The organism is Ruegeria sp. Ofav3-42, from assembly GCF_022347725.1.
Taxonomy (GTDB): Bacteria; Pseudomonadota; Alphaproteobacteria; order Rhodobacterales; family Rhodobacteraceae; genus Ruegeria.
The window spans coordinates 247,125-265,369 of the sequence record NZ_JAKRGB010000005.1; the positions used below are offsets into that span (position 1 = coordinate 247,125).

Consider the following 18,245-nt stretch of genomic DNA (forward strand, 5'->3'; position numbering starts at 1 on the left):
CTAAAATCCGGTTCAGGCGGCCTTGGCGGGTTTGCACCAATCGGGCAACCAATCGGCGTGCGCGACTAAAAGATCATTTACCATGCAGCGGATCTGTCGCAGATCCAGCTCAGCTGCTGTATGAGGATCCATCATGGCCGCGTGATAGATGTGTTCGGAGTTCTGCTCAACCAAAGCCCGAACTGTCAGTTCTTGCACGTTGATCTGCGTGCGCATCAGCGCGACCAGCTGCGGGGGAATGTCCGTGACGACCGATGGCTGAACGCCGTTTGAATCCACAAGACACGGCGTTTCGACTGCAGCGCCGATAGGCAGCTGTGGAATCTGACCGGTATTGGGCAGGTTGCCGTAAGCCACATAAGGAGTGTCAGTCGCGATCGCGTTCATCAGATCCGCCGCAAATTCGTGGCTGCGAACGACCTCGATGTCACGCCCGTCGATCAGGGTCTTGGCCTGTTCTTTCCAATTTGCGACCTGTTCCTCACAGCGGGTTGGGTATTCATCCAGAGGGATGTTGAACTGCTCGATCAGATCTTGCCGTCCGTCTTTGATGAACCAGGGAACGTATTCGGCCAGATGCTCCGAACTTTCAGTGCAGAAATAACCCAGGTGATCCATCACCTCGTACCGCACCTTGTTGGGGCAACGTGGCATAAGTAGCGGCGGTTTGGGAATGCGCCCGTTGGCATAACCCTGACGCAACGCCGGATAGAGATCGCGGCCTTCGTGTTCCAGTCGTAAGAAGAAGGCGACGTGGTTCACACCGGCGACTTTGTATCGAATTTCGGACTTCGGCAGGTCCAGGTCGTGGGCCAGTTCCTCGACCGTGTTTTGTACCGAATGACAAAGCCCCACGTGTTTCAGCGCCGGGAAGCGTTCAGCCAGCGCCCATGTGTTGATGGCCATAGGATTGACGTACTGCAGCAGCGTCGCGTTCGGGCAAAGCTGCATCATGTCCTGCGCGACATCCCACAACACTGGTACCGTTCGCAGCCCGCGCATGATGCCGCCGACACCTAGTGTATCCGCAATGGTCTGGCGCAAGCCGTATTGCTTGGGGATTTCGAAATCCGTCACCGTGCAGGGTTTGTATCCCCCAACTTGAAATGCGGTGATAACGAAATCAGCACCGTCCAGAGCAGCACGACGATCAGTGTGAGTGGACACGGTAGCACCGGTTCCGACAGAGCGGATCATCGCTTTGGCAACGGCTTCACTTTCGGCTAGACGAACCGGATCGATATCCATCAGCGCAAAGTGGCTGTTAGCAAGCGCAGGGGTCAGCAAAGCGTCGCCCACGATATTCTGCATGAAGATCGTGGAACCCGCCCCGATGAAGGTGATTTTTGTCATTTTACAGCTCCGAGGGTCAGGCCCGCGATGAAGTGTTTCTGCATGAGGAAGAACATGGCCACCGGCGGCAGCGCCGCGACGATGGAGCCGGCACTCATTAACTGATAGGCCGCGCGGAATTGTGCGTTAAAGCTGGTGATCCCCGCGGTCACAGGTTGGCTTTCTGCACCTTGGGTCAGGACGACGGCCCAGAAGTAATCGTTCCAGATAAAGGTAAAGATCAGCACGCTGAGCGCTGCGATCGCAGGTTTCATCAGCGGCAGGACAACGTACCAGAAGATCCGCCATTCGCTAATGCCCTCGACGCGCGCCGCTTCGATCAGTTCAAAGGGCAAAGCGCGGATGAAGTTGCGCATGAACAGCGTGCAGAACCCGGTCTGAAACGCGATATGGAATAGAACAAGCCCGGTTTTGGTGTTGTAGAGGCCCAGTTGCAGGGTCAGATCGCGGACGGGCACCATCAGTATCTGGAACGGCACGAAGTTTCCCGCAACGAACATGAAGAAAATCCAGAGGTTCGATTTGAACTTGTAAATCCCCAGCGCAAAGCCGGTCATGCAACTCAGCGCGACTGCACCGATCACCGTCGGAATGGTGATCAGGAAAGAATTCAGCAGATACCGAGGCATGTCCGAGTTGAAGAAGACCTGCCCATAGTTGTAGGCACCCTCAAAACTGGACGGCATGCCCCAATAGTTGGCATTGGTGAAATCGGCGGCGGGTTTGACCGAAAACAGCGCGACTGCGAGCAGCGGCCCCAGCCAAAGCAACAGCGCCAGTGGCAGCATGGCCTGATAGGAAATCTGTGCGGCGCGGGATTGTTTTTCGATGGGTTTGGGAAACATCTCAATGCCCCTTTTCTTCGCGGTACATCGACCACAGGAAATAGGCGATGAAGCACAGCATGATGAGGAACAGGATTACGGCGATGGCCGCGCCATACCCCATGCGGAAGCCGTATTCGGACAAGGCGACCTCGAACATGTAATAGGCCAGCACACGGGACGATCCGAATGGTCCGCCTTGGGTCATGATCGAAATCAGGTCGAACGAACGCAGAGCGCCGATGATCGTCACGACAAAGGCGATGAAAGTTGCGGGGCGCAGTTGCGGCAGGATGATGTGCCACAACATCCGAAAGCCCTTGGCGCCGTCCAGACGGCCTGCCTCGATCTGCTCGGGGTCGACGGCGTTCAGGCCGGTCAGATATAGGATCATGCAATAGGCCGTTTGCGGCCAGAGACCGGCGAAGATGATGCCATAGGTCACGAACCGTTCGTCGCCAAGAACGTTTAGCGGGCCGAGACCAAAGAGGCTGAGGAACTCGTTCAACAGGCCAAAGGTCGGATCATAAAACCACGTGAATACTAGGCCGACGACGACTTGTGAAATAACAAATGGGAAGAAAAACAGCGACTTATACAGCCGAATGCCCCAGACGGTCTGGTTCAGGAACAGCGCGATGAACAAGCCTGCCGGGATTGCCAGAAGATACAGGACCAGCCAGATCAGGTTGTTCTTGAGCGAGGTGTAGAATGCGTCGCGGTCAACCCACTCCCAATAAAGGTCTTCGTAGTTGCGAAAGCCGACATATTCCGCCGCCCCAAGCCCGTCCCATTCATAGAGCGACAGGTTGAAGGATTGGAACACCGGAATGATCACGTAGACCATAAAGAACAGCAGGCCCGGTGCCAGAAATAGCCAGGGTGCAATACGCTGCTGGTTTCTGTGGAACCAGCTTTCCTGTTCGGGGATGTCGAGTGCAACGGTCATGAGAGTTCTCTGGGGTTAGAGGGCAGGCGGGCCTCAACCCGCCTGACAAATTTGCTCGCGAGTGGCCAGCCAAACGGCGGACCACAAGGATGGATCAGTTTTCGTAGATACGCTTACGTGCGCGTTCCAGTTTGGACAGGATGCGGTCAGCATTGTCTGGCTTGACCATGAACTCCTGGAAGCCTTCCATCGACGCTTTGGCCATTTCGGCCGGGGCATCGCGGTCCCAGAATTGGGCAACGCCACCGGGGCTGTTAGACGACAGCATGGTGAAGCCTTGCTGCAGGAATTTGTCGTCATCCACCGAAGACTGCGCGTTGACCGGCAGCTGACCCAGGTTCGAGCCATTGTTGATTTCGGTCTGCTCATCCGCAGAGACGACAAAGCGCAGGAACTCACGTGCGGCTTCTTTGTTCGACGCATTGGCCGGGATGTGGAACGTATCGGTAGGGGCGTCTTCGGCCAGTTCAACATCAGGGTTGATCGCGACGAACTGGTAGAAGTCCAGCTGATCATCCGTCAGGCCAGCTTCGCGCAGCGGTGCCACGGCAAAGTTGCCCATCAGATATGCGGCGGCCTCACCGTTGACCATGAACGGCAGCGCTTCTTGCCAGCTATAGGTCTGGTGGTTGTCGATGAACGCACCCATGTCGATCAACTGCTTCCAATTAGCGAATGTCTGCTTGACACGGTCATCTTCCCAGCTGACTTCGCCATTGGCCAATTGTTGATGAAAATCAAAGCCGTTTGTACGCATGTTCAAGTAGTCGAACCAACCGCCTGCAGTCCAAAGGAACTTGGTCCCGATCGTGTAGCAGGCCCGACCCGAGTCGACGATTTTCTGGCAATTTTCCAGTTCTTCTTCCCATGTGGTCGGCTCGGTCAGACCCAGTTCATCAAAGATGTCTTTGCGATAGTAAACACCCCACTGATAGTAGGTATAGGGTACGCCCCACTGCTTGCCGTCGATAGTCATCGCGCCCTTGGTCGAAGCCAGATTGTCGGCGATCTCAGGCTCGGCCCACAAATCAGATACGTCTTCGAACAGACCGGCCTCGACATAAGGCTTCATGCGGTTAGCCGCATACCACGTCGCTACGTCAGGCGTGTCCGCAGTCAGGAAGTTGCGGATCTGAGTCTTGTACGCCTCGCGGTCGATCACCGTGGTTTCGATCTCCAATCCGGGATGCTGCTCTGCGAACCGTTCGATCATTGCCTCCATCGTCGCACGTGGCGCCGGGTTGGAGGTGTCGAGGAAGATTCGCAGCTCGCCGGTAAGTTCGGCGGCAACAGGTGCGGCAAGTGCGACACTGGCTGCCATAGCTGCGGCAGTGCGCTTGAACATGGAATGCATGGTTTCCTCCCTTAGCTTCCAGTCTTTGTCTTTTAGGTTCCAAATAATGAAACCGTGTTTTATATATTGAAAACTACACATCGACTCGGTTAGTCTTGTCAAGACCCTCGTGCCGATTGCGATGGTTAATGGGAGGAGAACAGGCGACCGTGGCTGGTGACGGAACAATAGGAAAAGCATGTGACGTGCTGGATCAGGTTGCGGCGTTTGCTCGTCCGGTCCGATTCGCGGAGCTCTTGGAAAGCAGTAACTTCCCCAAGGCGACCCTGTATCGGTTCCTGCAAACCCTGACCAATCAGGGGATGCTGTCGTATGACCCGGACCGACAAACGTATACGCCGGGATTGCGATTGGTTCGTCTGGCGCATGCGGCGTGGACACAGAGTTCATTGGCACCAATAGCGCGCCCGTTTCTGGATGCGCTCAGCCGCGAGACGGGGGAAACGGTTCATCTTGCGCAACTGGATGCCGGGCAGGTGTTGTATGTCGACAAGCGGAATGCGGCGCAGCCGGTCGAAATGTTCTCGCAGGCGGGTAAGGTTGGCCCCGCCTATTGCACCGGTGTTGGCAAGGCGATGATGGCGTATCTGGATGAAGACGCCCGGAATAAGGCGCTGTCCCAGCAAAGCTACCATCGGTTTACTGATAAGACATTGGCGTCTGAAGGCGCGCTTCGCGCCGATCTGGATTTGATCCGAGACCGTGGCTACGCCGTTGACGATGAAGAGCATGAGCCCGGTATCATTTGCATTGCCTGCCCTATTTTGACTTCGACCAGCCGCATGCTTGGGGCGATTTCAGTCACCGGATCGACGGAGCGTATGGATTTCGATCAACTGGAAACCTGGGTGCCGCGCGTCCGCCGCGTCGCCGAGCAAATCGGAACAGAAGCACAAGCCTGGCGGTTTCCCGAAACCCGCCCGAATGCAATAAACGACAGGATGCAAGTAACATGACGGGTGTAACTCTGAATCAAGCGGTCAAACGCTACGGCCAGACTCAAGTCATTCACGGAATCGACCTGCAGATCGAGGATGGTGAGTTTTGCGTGTTCGTTGGTCCTTCGGGGTGCGGTAAATCCACTCTATTGCGAATGATTGCAGGGCTCGAAGAAACGTCCGAGGGCCAAATTCACATCGGGCCACGCGATGTAACTCACGTAGACCCGGCCAAGCGCGGGGTGGCGATGGTTTTTCAGACCTATGCCCTTTATCCGCACATGACCGTGGCCGAAAACATGGGCTTTGGCCTGCGCATGAATGGCGTGGTTAAATCTGAAATTGACCAAAAGGTACAGGAAGCGTCGAGCATCCTGAAGCTGGACCAGTACCTCAAACGCAAGCCCAAGGCTTTGTCGGGCGGTCAGCGACAGCGCGTTGCTATTGGTCGCGCAATTGTTCGTGGCCCTGAGGTGTTTTTATTTGACGAACCCCTGTCCAACCTGGATGCCGAACTACGCGTGGAGATGAGGGTAGAGATTGCACGGCTGCATAACGAAATCGGTGCGACCATGATCTATGTGACCCATGATCAGGTCGAAGCAATGACCATGGCCGACAAAATCGTGGTGTTGCGCGACGGCAGGATTGAGCAAGTTGGTGCGCCGATGGACTTGTATCGGGACCCTGACAATCGATTTGTCGCCGGTTTCATCGGGTCTCCGGCGATGAACTTTCTGGAATGCGACTTTGTGGATGGAAAGGTCTCACACCCGGCGCTGAGCGAACCGTTGACCATTCCCGTCAATGTGCCTGCGGGGCTCGACAAAGTGACCCTGGGAATTCGACCAGAGCATATCGAAATTGATCGTTCGGGCGACACATGCTCAGTCGATCTGACCGAGGCACTTGGTGGCGTAAGCTATTCATACCTGCTGACGCCGAACGGAGATAAACTGATTGTCGAGGAGCGGGACGATCAACGCAGTAAGCAGGGTGACAAGATCGGCATCGTCGTTCGCCCTGAACGGGCTATGCTGTTTGATCCGGACACGGGCTACAGGCTCCGCTGACGGCTGCACGAAAGGTTTTTGGGCGCGTCTGGTCATCGATCAGGCGCGCTTTCCTTTTTTCTGGATTTTGTATCCAATATCCGTTATGGCGATTCCGAAGGGCTTGCCAAGCCGCCCCAAACGCCGATTGTTTTAAGGAAGCACCCCATGTCCACCAACGTTTTCACCGGCACAATGCCGGCGCTGATGACGCCATGCAAACCTGACCGCACCCCTGACTTTGACGCATTGGTGCGCAAGGGAAGGCAGATGGTCGAAGCGGGCATGTCAGCCGTGGTCTATTGTGGATCGATGGGAGATTGGCCCTTGTTGACCGATGCACAGCGCATGGAAGGGGTCGAGCGCTTGATTGATGCCGGACTGCCTGTCGTGGTCGGCACGGGTGCAATGAACACCAAGTCCGCCGTAGCTCATGCAGCCCATGCGCAAAAGGTGGGTGCAGTTGGTTTGATGGTCATTCCGCGGGTTTTGTCGCGGGGTAGCTCTCCGACCGCGCAGAGGAACCACTTCAAGGCGATCTTGTCTGCCGCGCCGGATGTTCCGGCAATCATCTACAACAGCCCATATTACGGCTTTGCCACCCGTGCGGACCTGTTCTTTGCCCTTCGTGCAGAACATCCGAACCTGATCGGCTTCAAAGAGTTCGGCGGCAAGGATGACCTGCGTTACGCCGCCGAAAACATCACCAGCCAGGACGATCAGGTCACTCTGATGGTGGGTGTGGACACCGAGGTCTACCACGGCTTTGTCAATTGCGGTGCGACTGGATCGATCACTGGGATTGGCACAGCATTGCCGCGCGAGGCTTTGTTGCTGGCGTCCTTGTCCAAAAAAGCGGCAGATGGAAATGCCGAAGCGCGTCAGCGGGCGCATGAGCTGACCGAGGCGATCCAGGTTCTGTCCAGTTTTGATGAAGGACCGGATCTGGTGCTGTATTACAAGCACCTGCTGGTGCTGAACGGTGAACAGGAATACCGCCTGCATTTCAACGAAACTGACGAGCTGACCGACGCGCAGCGCAATTACTGCGAACAACAATACGATCTGTTTCGCGCCTGGTTTGCAGATTGGTCAAAGCAGGATGGGGTGATCGCTGAATGCATGTGATCGACAGCCACACCGGGGGGGAGCCGACGCGAGTCATTCTGGACGGCGCCCCCGATTTAGGCTCCGGACCGTTGGCGGAGCGCGCCCGGCGGTTGGCAACCGAGCACGAGGCGTTCTATCGTTCTGTGATGCTGGAGCCGAGGGGTCAGCCAGCTATGGTTGGTGCCCTGCTGGTCGCACCGGTTGATCCGACGTGTGCCACCGGCGTGATCTACTTCGATGTCGACGCTGTTCTGGGAATGTGCGGACACGGGACCATTGGTCTGGCTGTAACGCTGGCGCATATGGGTCGGATTGGCGTTGGCAGGCATCGGGTCGAAACCCCAGCCGGGGTTGTAACGGTTGAACTCCTTGATCGTAACACTGTCACGGTGACAAACATCGAAAGCCGCCGGGTTCGCCAAAGCGTAGCGATTGACGTCCCTGGCTACGGAGAGGTGACAGGAGATGTGGCTTACGGAGGAAACTGGTTCTTCATCGTCGATCCCAGTCCGATACCTGTGAATCCCGGCAATATCCCTAAGCTGACCGATATGACGGTCGCCATTCGCGAGGCGTCAATTGCGCAGGAGGTTGGCGGCGAAGAGGGCGAGCCGATTGACCACGTCATCGTTCAGGATGCGTCGCCGGATACGTTGGTCCACAGTCGCAACTTCGTTCTTTGTCCAGACGACAATTACGACCGGTCCCCGTGTGGCACGGGAAGCTCGGCTCGTCTGGCCTGTCTGGCCGCAGATGGGCGTCTAACGCCCGGACAGGAGATCGTACAGGAAAGCGTTATCGGCAGCACATACCGATTGTCTTACCAACCCGGGCGGAACGGGGGCGTGATCCCGTCAATCACCGGGCAGGCGTTCGTCATGGCAGAATCGAAACTGCTCTTTGACGAAAGTGACCCATTCAGGACAGGGATCAAAGCATGATCCCACAGTTTGTTGTCATCGGTGCCGGTGTCATTGGCATTACGACAGCGCTTGAGCTTCAACGACGCGGGCAATTTGTTCTTGTATTGGACAGAAAAGGCGTGGCCGAAGAAACCTCGGCGGGGAATGCAGGGGCTTTTGCGTTCTCCGAAGTGGAACCATTAGCCACCCCTGGTATCATGCGCAAAGCGCCCAAATGGTTGCTGGACCCGTTGGGCCCGCTGTCCATTCCCCCGGCTTACGCATTGCAAATCGTACCGTGGATGTATCGTTTTTGGCGGGCCAGCCGGCCAGATTACTACAAGGCCTCGCTGAGCGCACAAGCGGGTCTGATGGAGTTGTCCCGCGAAGCGCTGGAGCGGCTGGTTCCAATGGTAAAAGCTGAGCCGCTTTTGCAACGCGACGGGCAGATGCAGCTTTATGAAAGCGAAGCGGAATTTCGTGCCAGCCTGCCGAACTGGCATATACGGCGCGAACATGGGGTCGAATTTGAGCTACTGGAAAGCCCCGCCGCGATAGCAGAAAAGCAACCCGGTCTTAGCACGCGCTTTACCCATGCAGGTTTTACTCCGAACTGGCTGAATACTGCTGACCCCAAGAAATGGGTGGATCATCTGGCGCAGATCTTCTGCGACCGAGGTGGCCAGATTGAACGGCAGGACATTCGCGCACTGGCACCCTTGGAGAATGGTGTACGGATCACATTTTCGGATGGCACACTGGACGTTTCCAAAGCGGTGATCGCAGCCGGCGCATGGTCCCATCACATCGCACGGACTTTGGGCGATCGCATCCCTCTGGAAACCGAGCGTGGATACAACACGACGTTGCCCGAAGGTGCATTCGACCTGCGAACGCACCTGACCTTTTCACGCCACGGCTTTGTGGCCAGCAAGATCAATGGCGGGGTACGTGTCGGCGGGGCAGTGGAACTGGGAGGGCTGACCCTCCCACCCAATTTCAAGCGTGCCGAAATCTTACTGAGAAAGGCTGCAGAATTCATGCCGGGACTGAAAACGGAAGGTGGCACGCAGTGGATGGGGTTCCGCCCCTCAATGCCTGACAGTATCCCGGTGATCAGCGTATCGCCCAATGCGCCGAGTGTTGTTTACGCGTTCGGCCACGGGCATCTGGGCTTGACCCAATCTGCTGGAACAGCCGAACTTGTCGGAGCGATGATCGACGGGGCCGAGACGCCAATTTCCCTCGCGCCTTATTCGGCCACGCGGTTTTAAGGAGGGCATATGCGCAGCACCAAGACAATCCACGTCGTTTCGGCCCATGCCGAAGGCGAGGTAGGAGACGTCATCGTAGGAGGCGTATCGCCGCCGCCTGGTAAAACCCTTTGGGAGCAACGGTCTTTTATTGCCCAAGACCAGACCTTGCGCAATTTCGTGCTGAATGAACCGCGCGGCGGTGTGTTTTGCCATGTCAATCTGCTGGTTCCGCCCAAGCATCCGGACGCAGACGCCGCTTTTATCATTATGGAGCCTGAAGACACGCCGCCCATGTCCGGCTCGAATTCGATCTGCGTCGCAACAGTTTTGCTGGATAGCGGGATCATTCCTATGCACGAGCCTGAGACGACTTTGACGCTCGAAGCGCCCGGAGGACTGGTCCGCGTGCGTGCTGAATGCCGGAACGGAAAAGCCGAACGGATTTTTGTCCGGAACCTGCCGAGTTTTGTCGACAAGCTCTCAGTCCCTTTGGAAGTTCCAAGCATTGGTACATTAACAGTCGATACAGCCTACGGTGGTGACAGCTTTGTAGTGATCGACGCCAATACCCTGGGGTTTGACATAACGGAGGATGAGGCCCGCGATATCGCGCGGCTGGGCGTAGCGATCACCAATGCGGCCAATGAACAGTTAGGGTTCACACATCCCGATAACCCGGATTGGAACCACATTTCTTTTTGCGCCTTCTGCGGACCGCTCAATAAAACCGCAACTGGACTGCGCGGCAAATCCGCTGTCGCGATCCAACCCGGCAAGGTCGACCGCTCACCCACCGGAACGGCCGTCTCCGCGCGCATGGCTTTAATGGCGGCGAAAGGGCAGATGAAGGTTGACCAGACGTTCGAGGCAATATCGATCATTGGTTCGCGCTTCACCGGCAGGATTGTTCAGGAAACGCAGATCGGTGGTCGCGCAGCCATCATCCCCGAGATTAGCGGTCGTGGCTGGATCACTGGCACGCATCAGCACATGCTGGACCCGGACGATCCCTGGCCGGGCGGATACCGCCTGAGCGATACTTGGGGAGTGTGACCAATCATCTCGGCTTGGAACTTGCCTTGTTTTGCATCAATTTAGGAGCCCTTGTGCAAATACGCTTTGCAACCCAAATTCTTGAAATTGCTAAGGACCTGCCGCTAAATTCAACTCCGCCCTACTCTCAGTTGTCCGCTTCAAGATTGGGAAATAAGGGCGGCTTGAACATGGCTCCAAAAAGCCCAAGGCTGGCTGGTTCTTGGGAGGAACCAACAATGGCTGCATCGGTACTTGCGTTACGCGTTGCTGGAGCGGCCGGAACTGGCCAAATCAGAGATTGATGCCTTTCTTGAAGCTTCCGGACAAAAAAGTCGGCGTGTAGCTCCAAGTTCGTCTGTGGTGCAGGGATATAGGTTTCCCAAAAAACATCGGCGGGCTCTGCCCAACATTTGAACAAAGCGACAGACGAGCGGCCTAAGGAAATACTGCCCCCGGAAAGAGGCTACTGCCGCGCCAATACCGCTTTTCGCGCGCAGAACGCGCAAATCCTGCGGTTTCAGAAACCCCGTGTCAATTTGCGCGGCCTCTAGACGATTGATCCCAGACCCATCCTGATTTAAGGGAGGCCCTGTCAAAACAGAGTCACCGTTGGGCGGTAGGTTAAACGCGCCCATCCCTCGCCACGTATATGTGGCACACTCTTGGATCGCACGCCCCGAAAGGCTTAAAAAAGGTAAAAGAATATGGCAGATAAATCGAACTTCGACATATTGTATACCATTGTAGACGAAGCGCCCGAGCTGGCCAGCGCCTCGTTCCTGCCCATCATTCGCAAGTTCGCTTCGGCGGCGGGTGTCAGCGTTGGTACCAAAGACATTTCCCTCGCGGGCCGTATTCTGGCGACTTTCCCGGAAAACCTGACCGACGCGCAGCGTATCACCGATGATCTGGCCGCTTTGGGCGAGCTGGTGAAAACCCCCGATGCCAATGTGATCAAGCTTCCGAACATTTCGGCCTCGGTCCCGCAGCTGGTGTCGGCTATCGAAGAACTGCAGTCGCAGGGCTACGATATCCCGAACTATCCCGAAGAGCCGGCGACCGATGAGGAAAAAGCGATCCGTGCCCGTTATGACGCTATCAAAGGCTCGGCTGTGAACCCGGTTCTGCGCGAGGGCAATTCGGATCGCCGTGCGGCTCGCGCTGTTAAGAACTACGCCCAGAAAAACCCGCATTCGATGGGCGAATGGGTGTCGGACAGCAAAACCAAAGTGTCTTCTATGTCCGGCAACGATTTCTATGCCAATGAGAAATCGGCCACGATCACTGCTGCGCAAGCAGGTGATGCCAAGATCGAATTCGTCGGCAAGGACGGCAGCGTGACCGTTCTAAAAGACGCATGGCCGCTGGCCGAAGGCACTGTTGCCGACGCAACCTTCATGTCGGTCAAGGCGCTGTCTTCGTTCATCGCAGACGCCATCGAGGACACCAAAAAAGACGGCACTATGTTCTCGCTACATATGAAAGCCACAATGATGAAGGTCTCGGACCCGATCATCTTCGGCTATGCGGTAAAGGCCTGGCTGGAACCGGTGTTCGAGAAATTCGGCGCGGAACTGGACGCCCTGGGTGTGAACCCGAACTCGGGTCTGGGTGATCTGCTGGATCGCGTGAAAGACAATGCCGACATCATGGCGGCAATTGACGCGATCAAGGCAGATCGTCCTTCGATGTACATGGTGGACTCGGACAAGGGTATCACCAACCTGCACGTGCCCTCGGACGTGATCATCGACGCCTCGATGCCCGCCGTGATCCGTGCGGGCGGCAAAGGTTGGGATGAGACCGGGGCCAAGGGCGACACCAACTGCGTGATCCCTGATCGTTGCTATGCGCCCGTCTATGACGAGACCATCAACTTCTTCAAAGCCAACGGCGCACTGAACCCGGCCACTGCCGGCGCAGTCGCCAACGTGGGTCTAATGGCACAGAAGGCCGAGGAATACGGTTCGCACCCGACTACTTTCGAAGCACCTGCTGACGGCACCATCCGCATTGTTCTGGCCAATGGTGACGTTCTGCACTCGCACGACGTCGAGAAGGGCGACATCTGGCGTTCCTGCACCGTCAAGAAAGCGCCGATCGAAAACTGGATTCAACTGGCGATGGACCGTCAGCGCCTGACCGGTTCCGAGGCGATCTTCTGGCTCGACGCGAACCGTGCGCATGATGCAGAGTTGATCAAATACGTTAAACCGGCGCTTGAGGCGGCGGGCGTGGCAGACAAGTTTCTGATCATGGCCCCGCGTGAGGCGACCCGTCAGTCGCTGGAAACCATCACAGCGGGCAAGGACAGCATCGCCATCACCGGCAACGTGCTGCGCGACTACCTGACCGACCTGTTCCCAATCCTGGAACTGGGCACCTCGGCCAAGATGCTGTCGATCGTCAAACTGATGAATGGCGGTGGGCTGTTCGAGACGGGTGCAGGTGGTTCGGCACCGAAACACGTGCAGCAACTGGTCGAAGAAAACCACCTGCGCTGGGACTCGATGGGTGAGTTCTGCGCTTTGGGTGAATCGCTGAACTTCCTGGCCGACAGCAAAGGCAACGCCAAGGCAGGTGTTCTGGGTGCTGCGGCCGAAGCAGCTACGCAGGGCATTCTGGATAACAACAATTCGCCCAGCCGCAAAGTCGGTCAGCCCGATAACCGCGACAGCCACTACTGGTTTGCGCGTTACTGGGCCGAAGCTTTGGCCGCGCAATCGGATGACGCAGAACTGGCAGCCGAGTTCGCTCCGATCGCCAAGGAATTGGCAGGCAAAGAAGGTCAGATACTGTCCGAACTTGAGACTGCGCAGGGTGCGGAAGCGGACCTGGGAGGGTACTATCACACCGATCCGGCGAAAACTGCGGCGGTCATGCGTCCCAGCGCGACACTGAACGCGATCATCGACTGATAGACAGTACCCACGCCTTGCGGCGTGGGTATTTTTTTGTTATTTGAAACAGTTGCACGAAAAAAGGGCCGACCCCCAAAGTCGGCCCTTTTTGAGTGAGTGGTAAGGCCAGAGCCTCACCGGTACAGTTGGGTTCCATACTATCCCATCGGTTAAAATTCGGTATTAGGGGTTTCCCGTAGTCGTTTGGGATCCATCAACGAACAAGTGTTGATCCTCTGGGTTTGAACAAAAAAGGGCTGGTCAGTAGACCAGCCCTCGGACACTCGGAATTCCGAATGATCAGTTCGAAGCTGCCATCAGCTTTTCGTTGTGCTCGCGCAGCGTGTCCGAAACGATTGCGTACCATTCGCCGGATTCGCGCATCTCGTTCAGGCCTTTGTTCAGCATCGCCAGGTACTGCTTGCCGAACGGGTTGCTGCGGTGGCTGATGAAGCGCAGCGAGGACAGCGAGGTGACGAAGGGATTTTCAACCAGATCGTTCTGGTTCAGGCCCATTTCCACCATGGTGTCCGAGAACAGCTGAACTTCGAAGGTCGCAACATCCGCGGTGCCGGTCAGAACCGCATCAAGGCACTCACGTGCGGTGATCGGCTGCATCAGCGTCATGGTTTCGCCGTTGTGCAGACCTTCCTGCTCCATATCGTGGATGAACCAACCGTCCATCCGGCAGACAGTGGCGCCTTGAAGCTGATCAAAGGTCGTAGCGCTTGCATACTGACTTTCCGGGAGCGTGTAGAAGCCAACCACGATGTCATAAACCGGAACGGACGAGTCAAACTGAGTGCAGCGCACTTCGGTTTCCCAGGACCATTCGTAAGTACGGTTGGTACAGTCCGGCATGTTCCAGGCCATCGACACATCGAACGCGCCCAGCGGCAGCAGAGTTTCCAGGTGAGAGTTCCAGTCATCCACGAAGCTGACCGAGTAGTCGCGTGCGTTGCCGCCACGCTGCAGCGCGGTGGTTCCCAGGCGGGTGATCGCGCCACCGCCGTTCAGCGATTCATCCGCGAAAGGTGCCCAGCCGTTACCCGTTACCAGCTTGATCGGCGGCTGATAGACGCTCGAACGCTTGACGCTGGCTGCGCGGGCTTCTTCCGCCGCGATGATTTCCTGGGCGGTCTGACCGTTGGGCAGGCTACCGTCGGCACAGGGCAGGGCCAGAACCAGACCGGGCTCAAGCGCGTTCGGGTTCGTGATGATGTTGCGGTTTGCGTTGAAGATCGGCTGATAGTTCGACGTACCGTATGCTGCGATGGCGATTGTGGCCATCGTGTCGCCATCTGCGACCGTGTAGTTTGTACAGGCTTCCTGTGCAGCGGCTGCGCCTGCGCTCAGGGCGGTGACGGCCGTGGCCGACATCACAACTTTCTTCAGATTGAATTCAAACATGTCCACTTCCTCCAGACTTTTTAGTCAGGCCGATTGGGGCCTTAGCCATTTTCCATTTGATGACGCAGAGCGGCTGAAACGATGTCTCGCCACTCTCCGGATTGCTGCATGATTGCCAGACCCTGATTGAGCGTCTCAAGGATCGCCTCCCCATCAGGATTATCTTTGTGGGTCATGACGTTAAGCGACTTGATTGCCGCCAGATTGGGGTTTTCGATGATACGGTGTTCATAGCCCAGCCGTCCGATCGCTTCGACGGCCAGGTGGGCCTCGATCGCGACGATATCGGCAGTGCCGTCCATAAGCGCGTGAAAGCACTCATCTGGCGAAACCGGGCGCATAAGCGAGATTGCCGGTTCGTACAGCCCAACCGCGTCCATATGCGACAGCGACCAGCCTTCGGGACGGCAAATGGTTGTGCCCGCGAAATCCGCATATGTCAGCGTTTGTTCATAGCCCGAGCCTTCGCGGGCAAAGAACGTGTCCACAACTTCGTAGAACGGGTTCGAGAAGTTGTATGTTTCGCATCGCGCGCGGTCCTTTTCCGACAGTAGCTCGGCCTCTTCGCAGTTCGGACGCGACCAAGGGAAGGTTGCATCGAACGCCAGAGTCGGCATCAGCAGATCCAGATGCGACGACCAGTCATTGACGAACTGGATCTTGTAAGCCTGTTCGGGAGCAGCGCGCAGCATCGCAGTTTCGACCAGATAGGTGTAGAGCCCGCGATTTGGCAGTGCTTCGTCAGTGAAAGGCGCGTAATTGCCGCCGGTGATCAGCAGCAGTTGGCGGTCACGGATTTCCGGGCGTTCGCCATCATCCGCGTTACGGATCAGCGCAGCGGCCTCGGCCCGTGCTGCTTCGATCTCTTCTTTAGCTGCGGCTTTTGCTGCAACAACCGCGTCTTCGCTTGCCTGTTTGGCCTCAGCTTCCGCTTCGGCAACGCGGGCTTCCGCTTCGGCGATAGCCTTTGCAGCGCGATCTTCGGCTGCCTTGACCAACTCAGCTGCCATTTCGGCGGCCATGGCTTCGGCTTCGGTTTGCGGAGCGGCCGGAGCACGCCCGATGTCTTCCAGACAAGGCATGGTCAGAACGTCGCCCACCCGAATAATGTTCGGGTTATTGCCGATCACATCCCGGTTGGCGTCATAGATGATGCGAAAATCTTCGGTTGAGTACACTTCGATGGTCAGCTCACGAAGGCTGTCGCCGCGTTGAATTTCATACGTTGAGCACGCCTGTTGCGCCGATGCTGTGCCCGCTGCGGCAGCAAGTGCCAGACTGGATATGATCAGATGGGGTCTCATGGGTCCTGTTGCTTTGCCTTGTTTAGTTTTTTGTGAGTTTGACGACACCGATCGATGCGTTGTCCTGATCCGGATCGCCTTTGGTCTTCAGTGCAAGCTGCAGCGCCCCGGCGATGTCCTGCGCCAAGCCGTTCGCGTTGGCCTGAAGAATGGACTGAATTTCCGCGTTGCTGAGGTATTGCAGGCCATCACTGCCCAAAATCAGAATATCCGAGGGCGTAAGATCAAGCGGATCCTCGGGGCAATCGACCTTGGGGATTGCTGCCCCCATGATGACCGAGGTCAACTGATTTCGGTCGGGATGCGCCAGCGCTTCGGCTTCGGTCAGAAGCCCCTCAGCCACCTGCGCATCAATGATCGGCGCCATGGAGTGGTCTTCATTGACCTGAGTGAGTTTGCCGTCCCGGAACAGGTAGAGCGGGCTGTCACCGATCGAAATCCAGAACACTCGCTGCCCCATCAAAAGTACGCCCAACATGGTCGATCCCATGTTGAATCCGGCACCTTGTTCTTCGCAGTGGTTGGCGATGGCCGCGTTGGCCTGCATCGCAGCTAAGGGTAGGGCGTCGATCAGGGCGGTTTCGGACGGTGTGCCGGCTTCAAGTTCTGCATCCAATGAGTCGCGCCAGGCCCGGATAACCAGTTCAGAGGCAATTTCACCTGCTGCGTGGCCTCCCATGCCGTCGGCGACGACAACATAGCCAGCGTTCGCCGTGTCAAACATACGCGATGCAACCGCGTCTTCCTGCGTGTCCCGCTGGCCCTTGTCCAGGATCAGCGCAATGTCATATGCCGGTTTCGCCAGCATCTATCAGGAGTCCCGCCAATCAAAGCCGTCATCACAGAAGGCGGCGAAACGAATTGAGGTTTCGCTGATCCGGATCAAGTCGCCGCTCGACAGGGCGACGGTGCTGAGAACCGGTTTACCGTTCAGGCGCACCAGATTGGCTTTGCCGCCATGACCCAGATAGCATTTGCGATCTTCGGGATCATAGGCAATCACCGCGTGGTTGCTGCGGGATATGCCGGTGTCGCCAAAGTCCAGCTGAATGGCCTGATCGTCATTACGGCCAATCTGCATCAATCCTTCGGTCAGCGTGATGCTTGCACCGCGGCCCGGGCCGCCTGTTATAACCAGCCACCCGACCGGGAAGGATTGTTCGGCGTTTTCGGTTTTCCCGACCGGTTCCGCTGTTTCGATCAGGTCCTGAACATGCGTGTCGGCGCGTTCGAAACCCAGGAATGTCGTCTTGACGCGACCCCGGCGATCTTCGGCCGGAGCGGGCTGCGGTTCCTGTGGTGCTTCGGCCACTGGGTCCTGGACGGCAGGCTCATCTGTCACAACGTCCACAACTTGTTCGGGTTCAGCAACTTCGACCTGAACGAGGGTTTCCTCGACTTGTTCGGGTTCAGCAACTTCGACCTGAACGAGGGTTTCCTCGACAGCCTCTTCAGGGGCGGATTCGGCATTTTCTTCGGCGGCCGTGTGAAGCGAAACGACGGCCTCGTCTTCAGGTTCTTGTGCCTCATCGATGACTTCAGCGAAAACGATGTCATCTTCAGCTTTAACAAAAGCAACTTCCTCGCCCGCGGAAAACTCAGGCATTTTCTCTTCGGGAATCAGTTCATCGGTTTCTTCGTAGCTGTCCGTGGAGGACATATTGCCGCCAGCCAACGCTTCGCGCAGCGCGTTAAAGTCGGCAATCGGTTCGGCTTTTTCCGCCTCTGGCGTTGTCGCTTCTTCCGCTTCGGTCCCTTTGGGTTTGCCGGCACCTTCGAGAAGCCGGCTAAGAGGGCTTTTGTATTTAAACATGGTGTCGACACCTCTGATTCTTGGCACAGGACGAGCGTCCCATGG

General features: G+C 56.8%; 15 protein-coding genes. 7 read left to right on the plus strand and 8 right to left on the minus strand.

Annotated features, from left to right (window positions below; all coding sequences use genetic code 11):
- Positions 1-12 precede the first annotated feature (12 nt).
- From MHN28_RS10165 to MHN28_RS10180, 4 genes are all read right to left on the minus strand, one after another.
- Entirely contained in the window at positions 13-1,353 is a 1,341-nt protein-coding gene (locus MHN28_RS10165; protein WP_239338636.1) for an alpha-glucosidase/alpha-galactosidase, read from the minus strand.
- On the minus strand, positions 1,350-2,198 hold the full coding sequence (locus tag MHN28_RS10170) for a carbohydrate ABC transporter permease (RefSeq protein WP_239338638.1): 849 nt from the start codon (positions 2,196-2,198) through the stop codon (positions 1,350-1,352). Before MHN28_RS10170 ends, MHN28_RS10165 begins: the two co-directional genes overlap by 4 nt.
- Before the next feature lies 1 nt (position 2,199).
- Complete coding sequence (locus MHN28_RS10175) at positions 2,200-3,126, minus strand: carbohydrate ABC transporter permease (protein ID WP_239338640.1); 927 nt, start codon at positions 3,124-3,126, stop codon at positions 2,200-2,202.
- A 94-nt stretch (positions 3,127-3,220) separates the two neighbouring features.
- Positions 3,221-4,480 carry an ABC transporter substrate-binding protein gene (locus tag MHN28_RS10180; protein WP_239338642.1) on the minus strand — a complete coding sequence of 420 codons (1,260 nt, stop codon included), beginning with the start codon at positions 4,478-4,480 and terminating at the stop codon, positions 3,221-3,223.
- 149 nt (positions 4,481-4,629) lie between these two features.
- Here MHN28_RS10180 and MHN28_RS10185 point away from each other — a divergent pair, with 149 nt between their 5' ends.
- From MHN28_RS10185 to MHN28_RS10215, 7 genes are all read left to right on the plus strand, one after another.
- The gene (locus tag MHN28_RS10185; RefSeq protein WP_239338692.1) at positions 4,630-5,436 is read left to right on the plus strand and encodes an IclR family transcriptional regulator; all 807 of its coding nucleotides are present in this window, start codon (positions 4,630-4,632) and stop codon (positions 5,434-5,436) included.
- The gene (locus MHN28_RS10190; RefSeq protein WP_239338645.1) at positions 5,433-6,491 is read left to right on the plus strand and encodes an ABC transporter ATP-binding protein; all 1,059 of its coding nucleotides are present in this window, start codon (positions 5,433-5,435) and stop codon (positions 6,489-6,491) included. The genes MHN28_RS10185 and MHN28_RS10190 overlap by 4 nt, the downstream gene beginning before the upstream one ends.
- A 147-nt stretch (positions 6,492-6,638) precedes the next feature.
- On the plus strand, positions 6,639-7,598 hold the full coding sequence (locus MHN28_RS10195) for a dihydrodipicolinate synthase family protein (RefSeq protein ID WP_239338647.1): 960 nt from the start codon (positions 6,639-6,641) through the stop codon (positions 7,596-7,598).
- Positions 7,589-8,521, plus strand: a complete 933-nt coding sequence (locus tag MHN28_RS10200; protein WP_239338649.1) for a proline racemase family protein — start codon at positions 7,589-7,591, stop codon at positions 8,519-8,521. Before MHN28_RS10195 ends, MHN28_RS10200 begins: the two co-directional genes overlap by 10 nt.
- On the plus strand, positions 8,518-9,756 hold the full coding sequence (locus MHN28_RS10205) for an FAD-binding oxidoreductase (protein WP_239338652.1): 1,239 nt from the start codon (positions 8,518-8,520) through the stop codon (positions 9,754-9,756). Before MHN28_RS10200 ends, MHN28_RS10205 begins: the two co-directional genes overlap by 4 nt.
- A gap of 9 nt (positions 9,757-9,765) precedes the next feature.
- On the plus strand, positions 9,766-10,791 hold the full coding sequence (locus tag MHN28_RS10210; RefSeq protein ID WP_239338655.1) for a proline racemase family protein: 1,026 nt from the start codon (positions 9,766-9,768) through the stop codon (positions 10,789-10,791).
- A gap of 686 nt (positions 10,792-11,477) precedes the next feature.
- Positions 11,478-13,691 carry an NADP-dependent isocitrate dehydrogenase gene (locus tag MHN28_RS10215; RefSeq protein ID WP_239338658.1) on the plus strand — a complete coding sequence of 738 codons (2,214 nt, stop codon included), beginning with the start codon at positions 11,478-11,480 and terminating at the stop codon, positions 13,689-13,691.
- A 282-nt stretch (positions 13,692-13,973) separates the two neighbouring features.
- On the opposite strand, the gene MHN28_RS10220 is transcribed toward MHN28_RS10215, so the two are convergent.
- The 4 genes from MHN28_RS10220 to MHN28_RS10235 are packed head-to-tail and all read right to left on the minus strand — an operon-like array spanning position 13,974 to position 18,200.
- A complete protein-coding gene (locus MHN28_RS10220; RefSeq protein WP_239338661.1) occupies positions 13,974-15,083 on the minus strand; it encodes a transporter substrate-binding domain-containing protein in 1,110 nt (369 codons plus the stop codon).
- 41 nt (positions 15,084-15,124) lie between these two features.
- Entirely contained in the window at positions 15,125-16,387 is a 1,263-nt protein-coding gene (locus MHN28_RS10225) for a transporter substrate-binding domain-containing protein (protein WP_239338664.1), read from the minus strand.
- Positions 16,388-16,409: 22 nt separating this feature from the next.
- Positions 16,410-17,195 (minus strand): PP2C family serine/threonine-protein phosphatase, encoded by a 786-nt coding sequence (locus tag MHN28_RS10230; RefSeq protein ID WP_239338666.1) that lies wholly within the window; start codon positions 17,193-17,195, stop codon positions 16,410-16,412.
- Between the two features lie 3 nt (positions 17,196-17,198).
- A complete protein-coding gene (locus MHN28_RS10235) occupies positions 17,199-18,200 on the minus strand; it encodes an FHA domain-containing protein (RefSeq protein WP_239338668.1) in 1,002 nt (333 codons plus the stop codon).
- Positions 18,201-18,245 lie beyond the last annotated feature (45 nt).

Excerpts from the sequence above, each read along its gene's own strand:
- MHN28_RS10165 (WP_239338636.1), bottom strand. The coding sequence starts at position 1,353 with ATGACAAAAATCACCTTCATCGGGGCGGGTTCCACGATCTTCATGCAG.
- MHN28_RS10170 (WP_239338638.1), bottom strand. The coding sequence starts at position 2,198 with ATGTTTCCCAAACCCATCGAAAAACAATCCCGCGCCGCACAGATTTCC.
- MHN28_RS10175 (WP_239338640.1), bottom strand. The coding sequence starts at position 3,126 with ATGACCGTTGCACTCGACATCCCCGAACAGGAAAGCTGGTTCCACAGA.
- MHN28_RS10180 (WP_239338642.1), bottom strand. The coding sequence starts at position 4,480 with ATGCATTCCATGTTCAAGCGCACTGCCGCAGCTATGGCAGCCAGTGTC.
- MHN28_RS10190 (WP_239338645.1), top strand. The coding sequence starts at position 5,433 with ATGACGGGTGTAACTCTGAATCAAGCGGTCAAACGCTACGGCCAGACT.
- MHN28_RS10195 (WP_239338647.1), top strand. The coding sequence starts at position 6,639 with ATGTCCACCAACGTTTTCACCGGCACAATGCCGGCGCTGATGACGCCA.
- MHN28_RS10200 (WP_239338649.1), top strand. The coding sequence starts at position 7,589 with ATGCATGTGATCGACAGCCACACCGGGGGGGAGCCGACGCGAGTCATT.
- MHN28_RS10205 (WP_239338652.1), top strand. The coding sequence starts at position 8,518 with ATGATCCCACAGTTTGTTGTCATCGGTGCCGGTGTCATTGGCATTACG.
- MHN28_RS10210 (WP_239338655.1), top strand. The coding sequence starts at position 9,766 with ATGCGCAGCACCAAGACAATCCACGTCGTTTCGGCCCATGCCGAAGGC.
- MHN28_RS10215 (WP_239338658.1), top strand. The coding sequence starts at position 11,478 with ATGGCAGATAAATCGAACTTCGACATATTGTATACCATTGTAGACGAA.
- MHN28_RS10220 (WP_239338661.1), bottom strand. The coding sequence starts at position 15,083 with ATGTTTGAATTCAATCTGAAGAAAGTTGTGATGTCGGCCACGGCCGTC.
- MHN28_RS10225 (WP_239338664.1), bottom strand. The coding sequence starts at position 16,387 with ATGAGACCCCATCTGATCATATCCAGTCTGGCACTTGCTGCCGCAGCG.
- MHN28_RS10230 (WP_239338666.1), bottom strand. The coding sequence starts at position 17,195 with ATGCTGGCGAAACCGGCATATGACATTGCGCTGATCCTGGACAAGGGC.
- MHN28_RS10235 (WP_239338668.1), bottom strand. The coding sequence starts at position 18,200 with ATGTTTAAATACAAAAGCCCTCTTAGCCGGCTTCTCGAAGGTGCCGGC.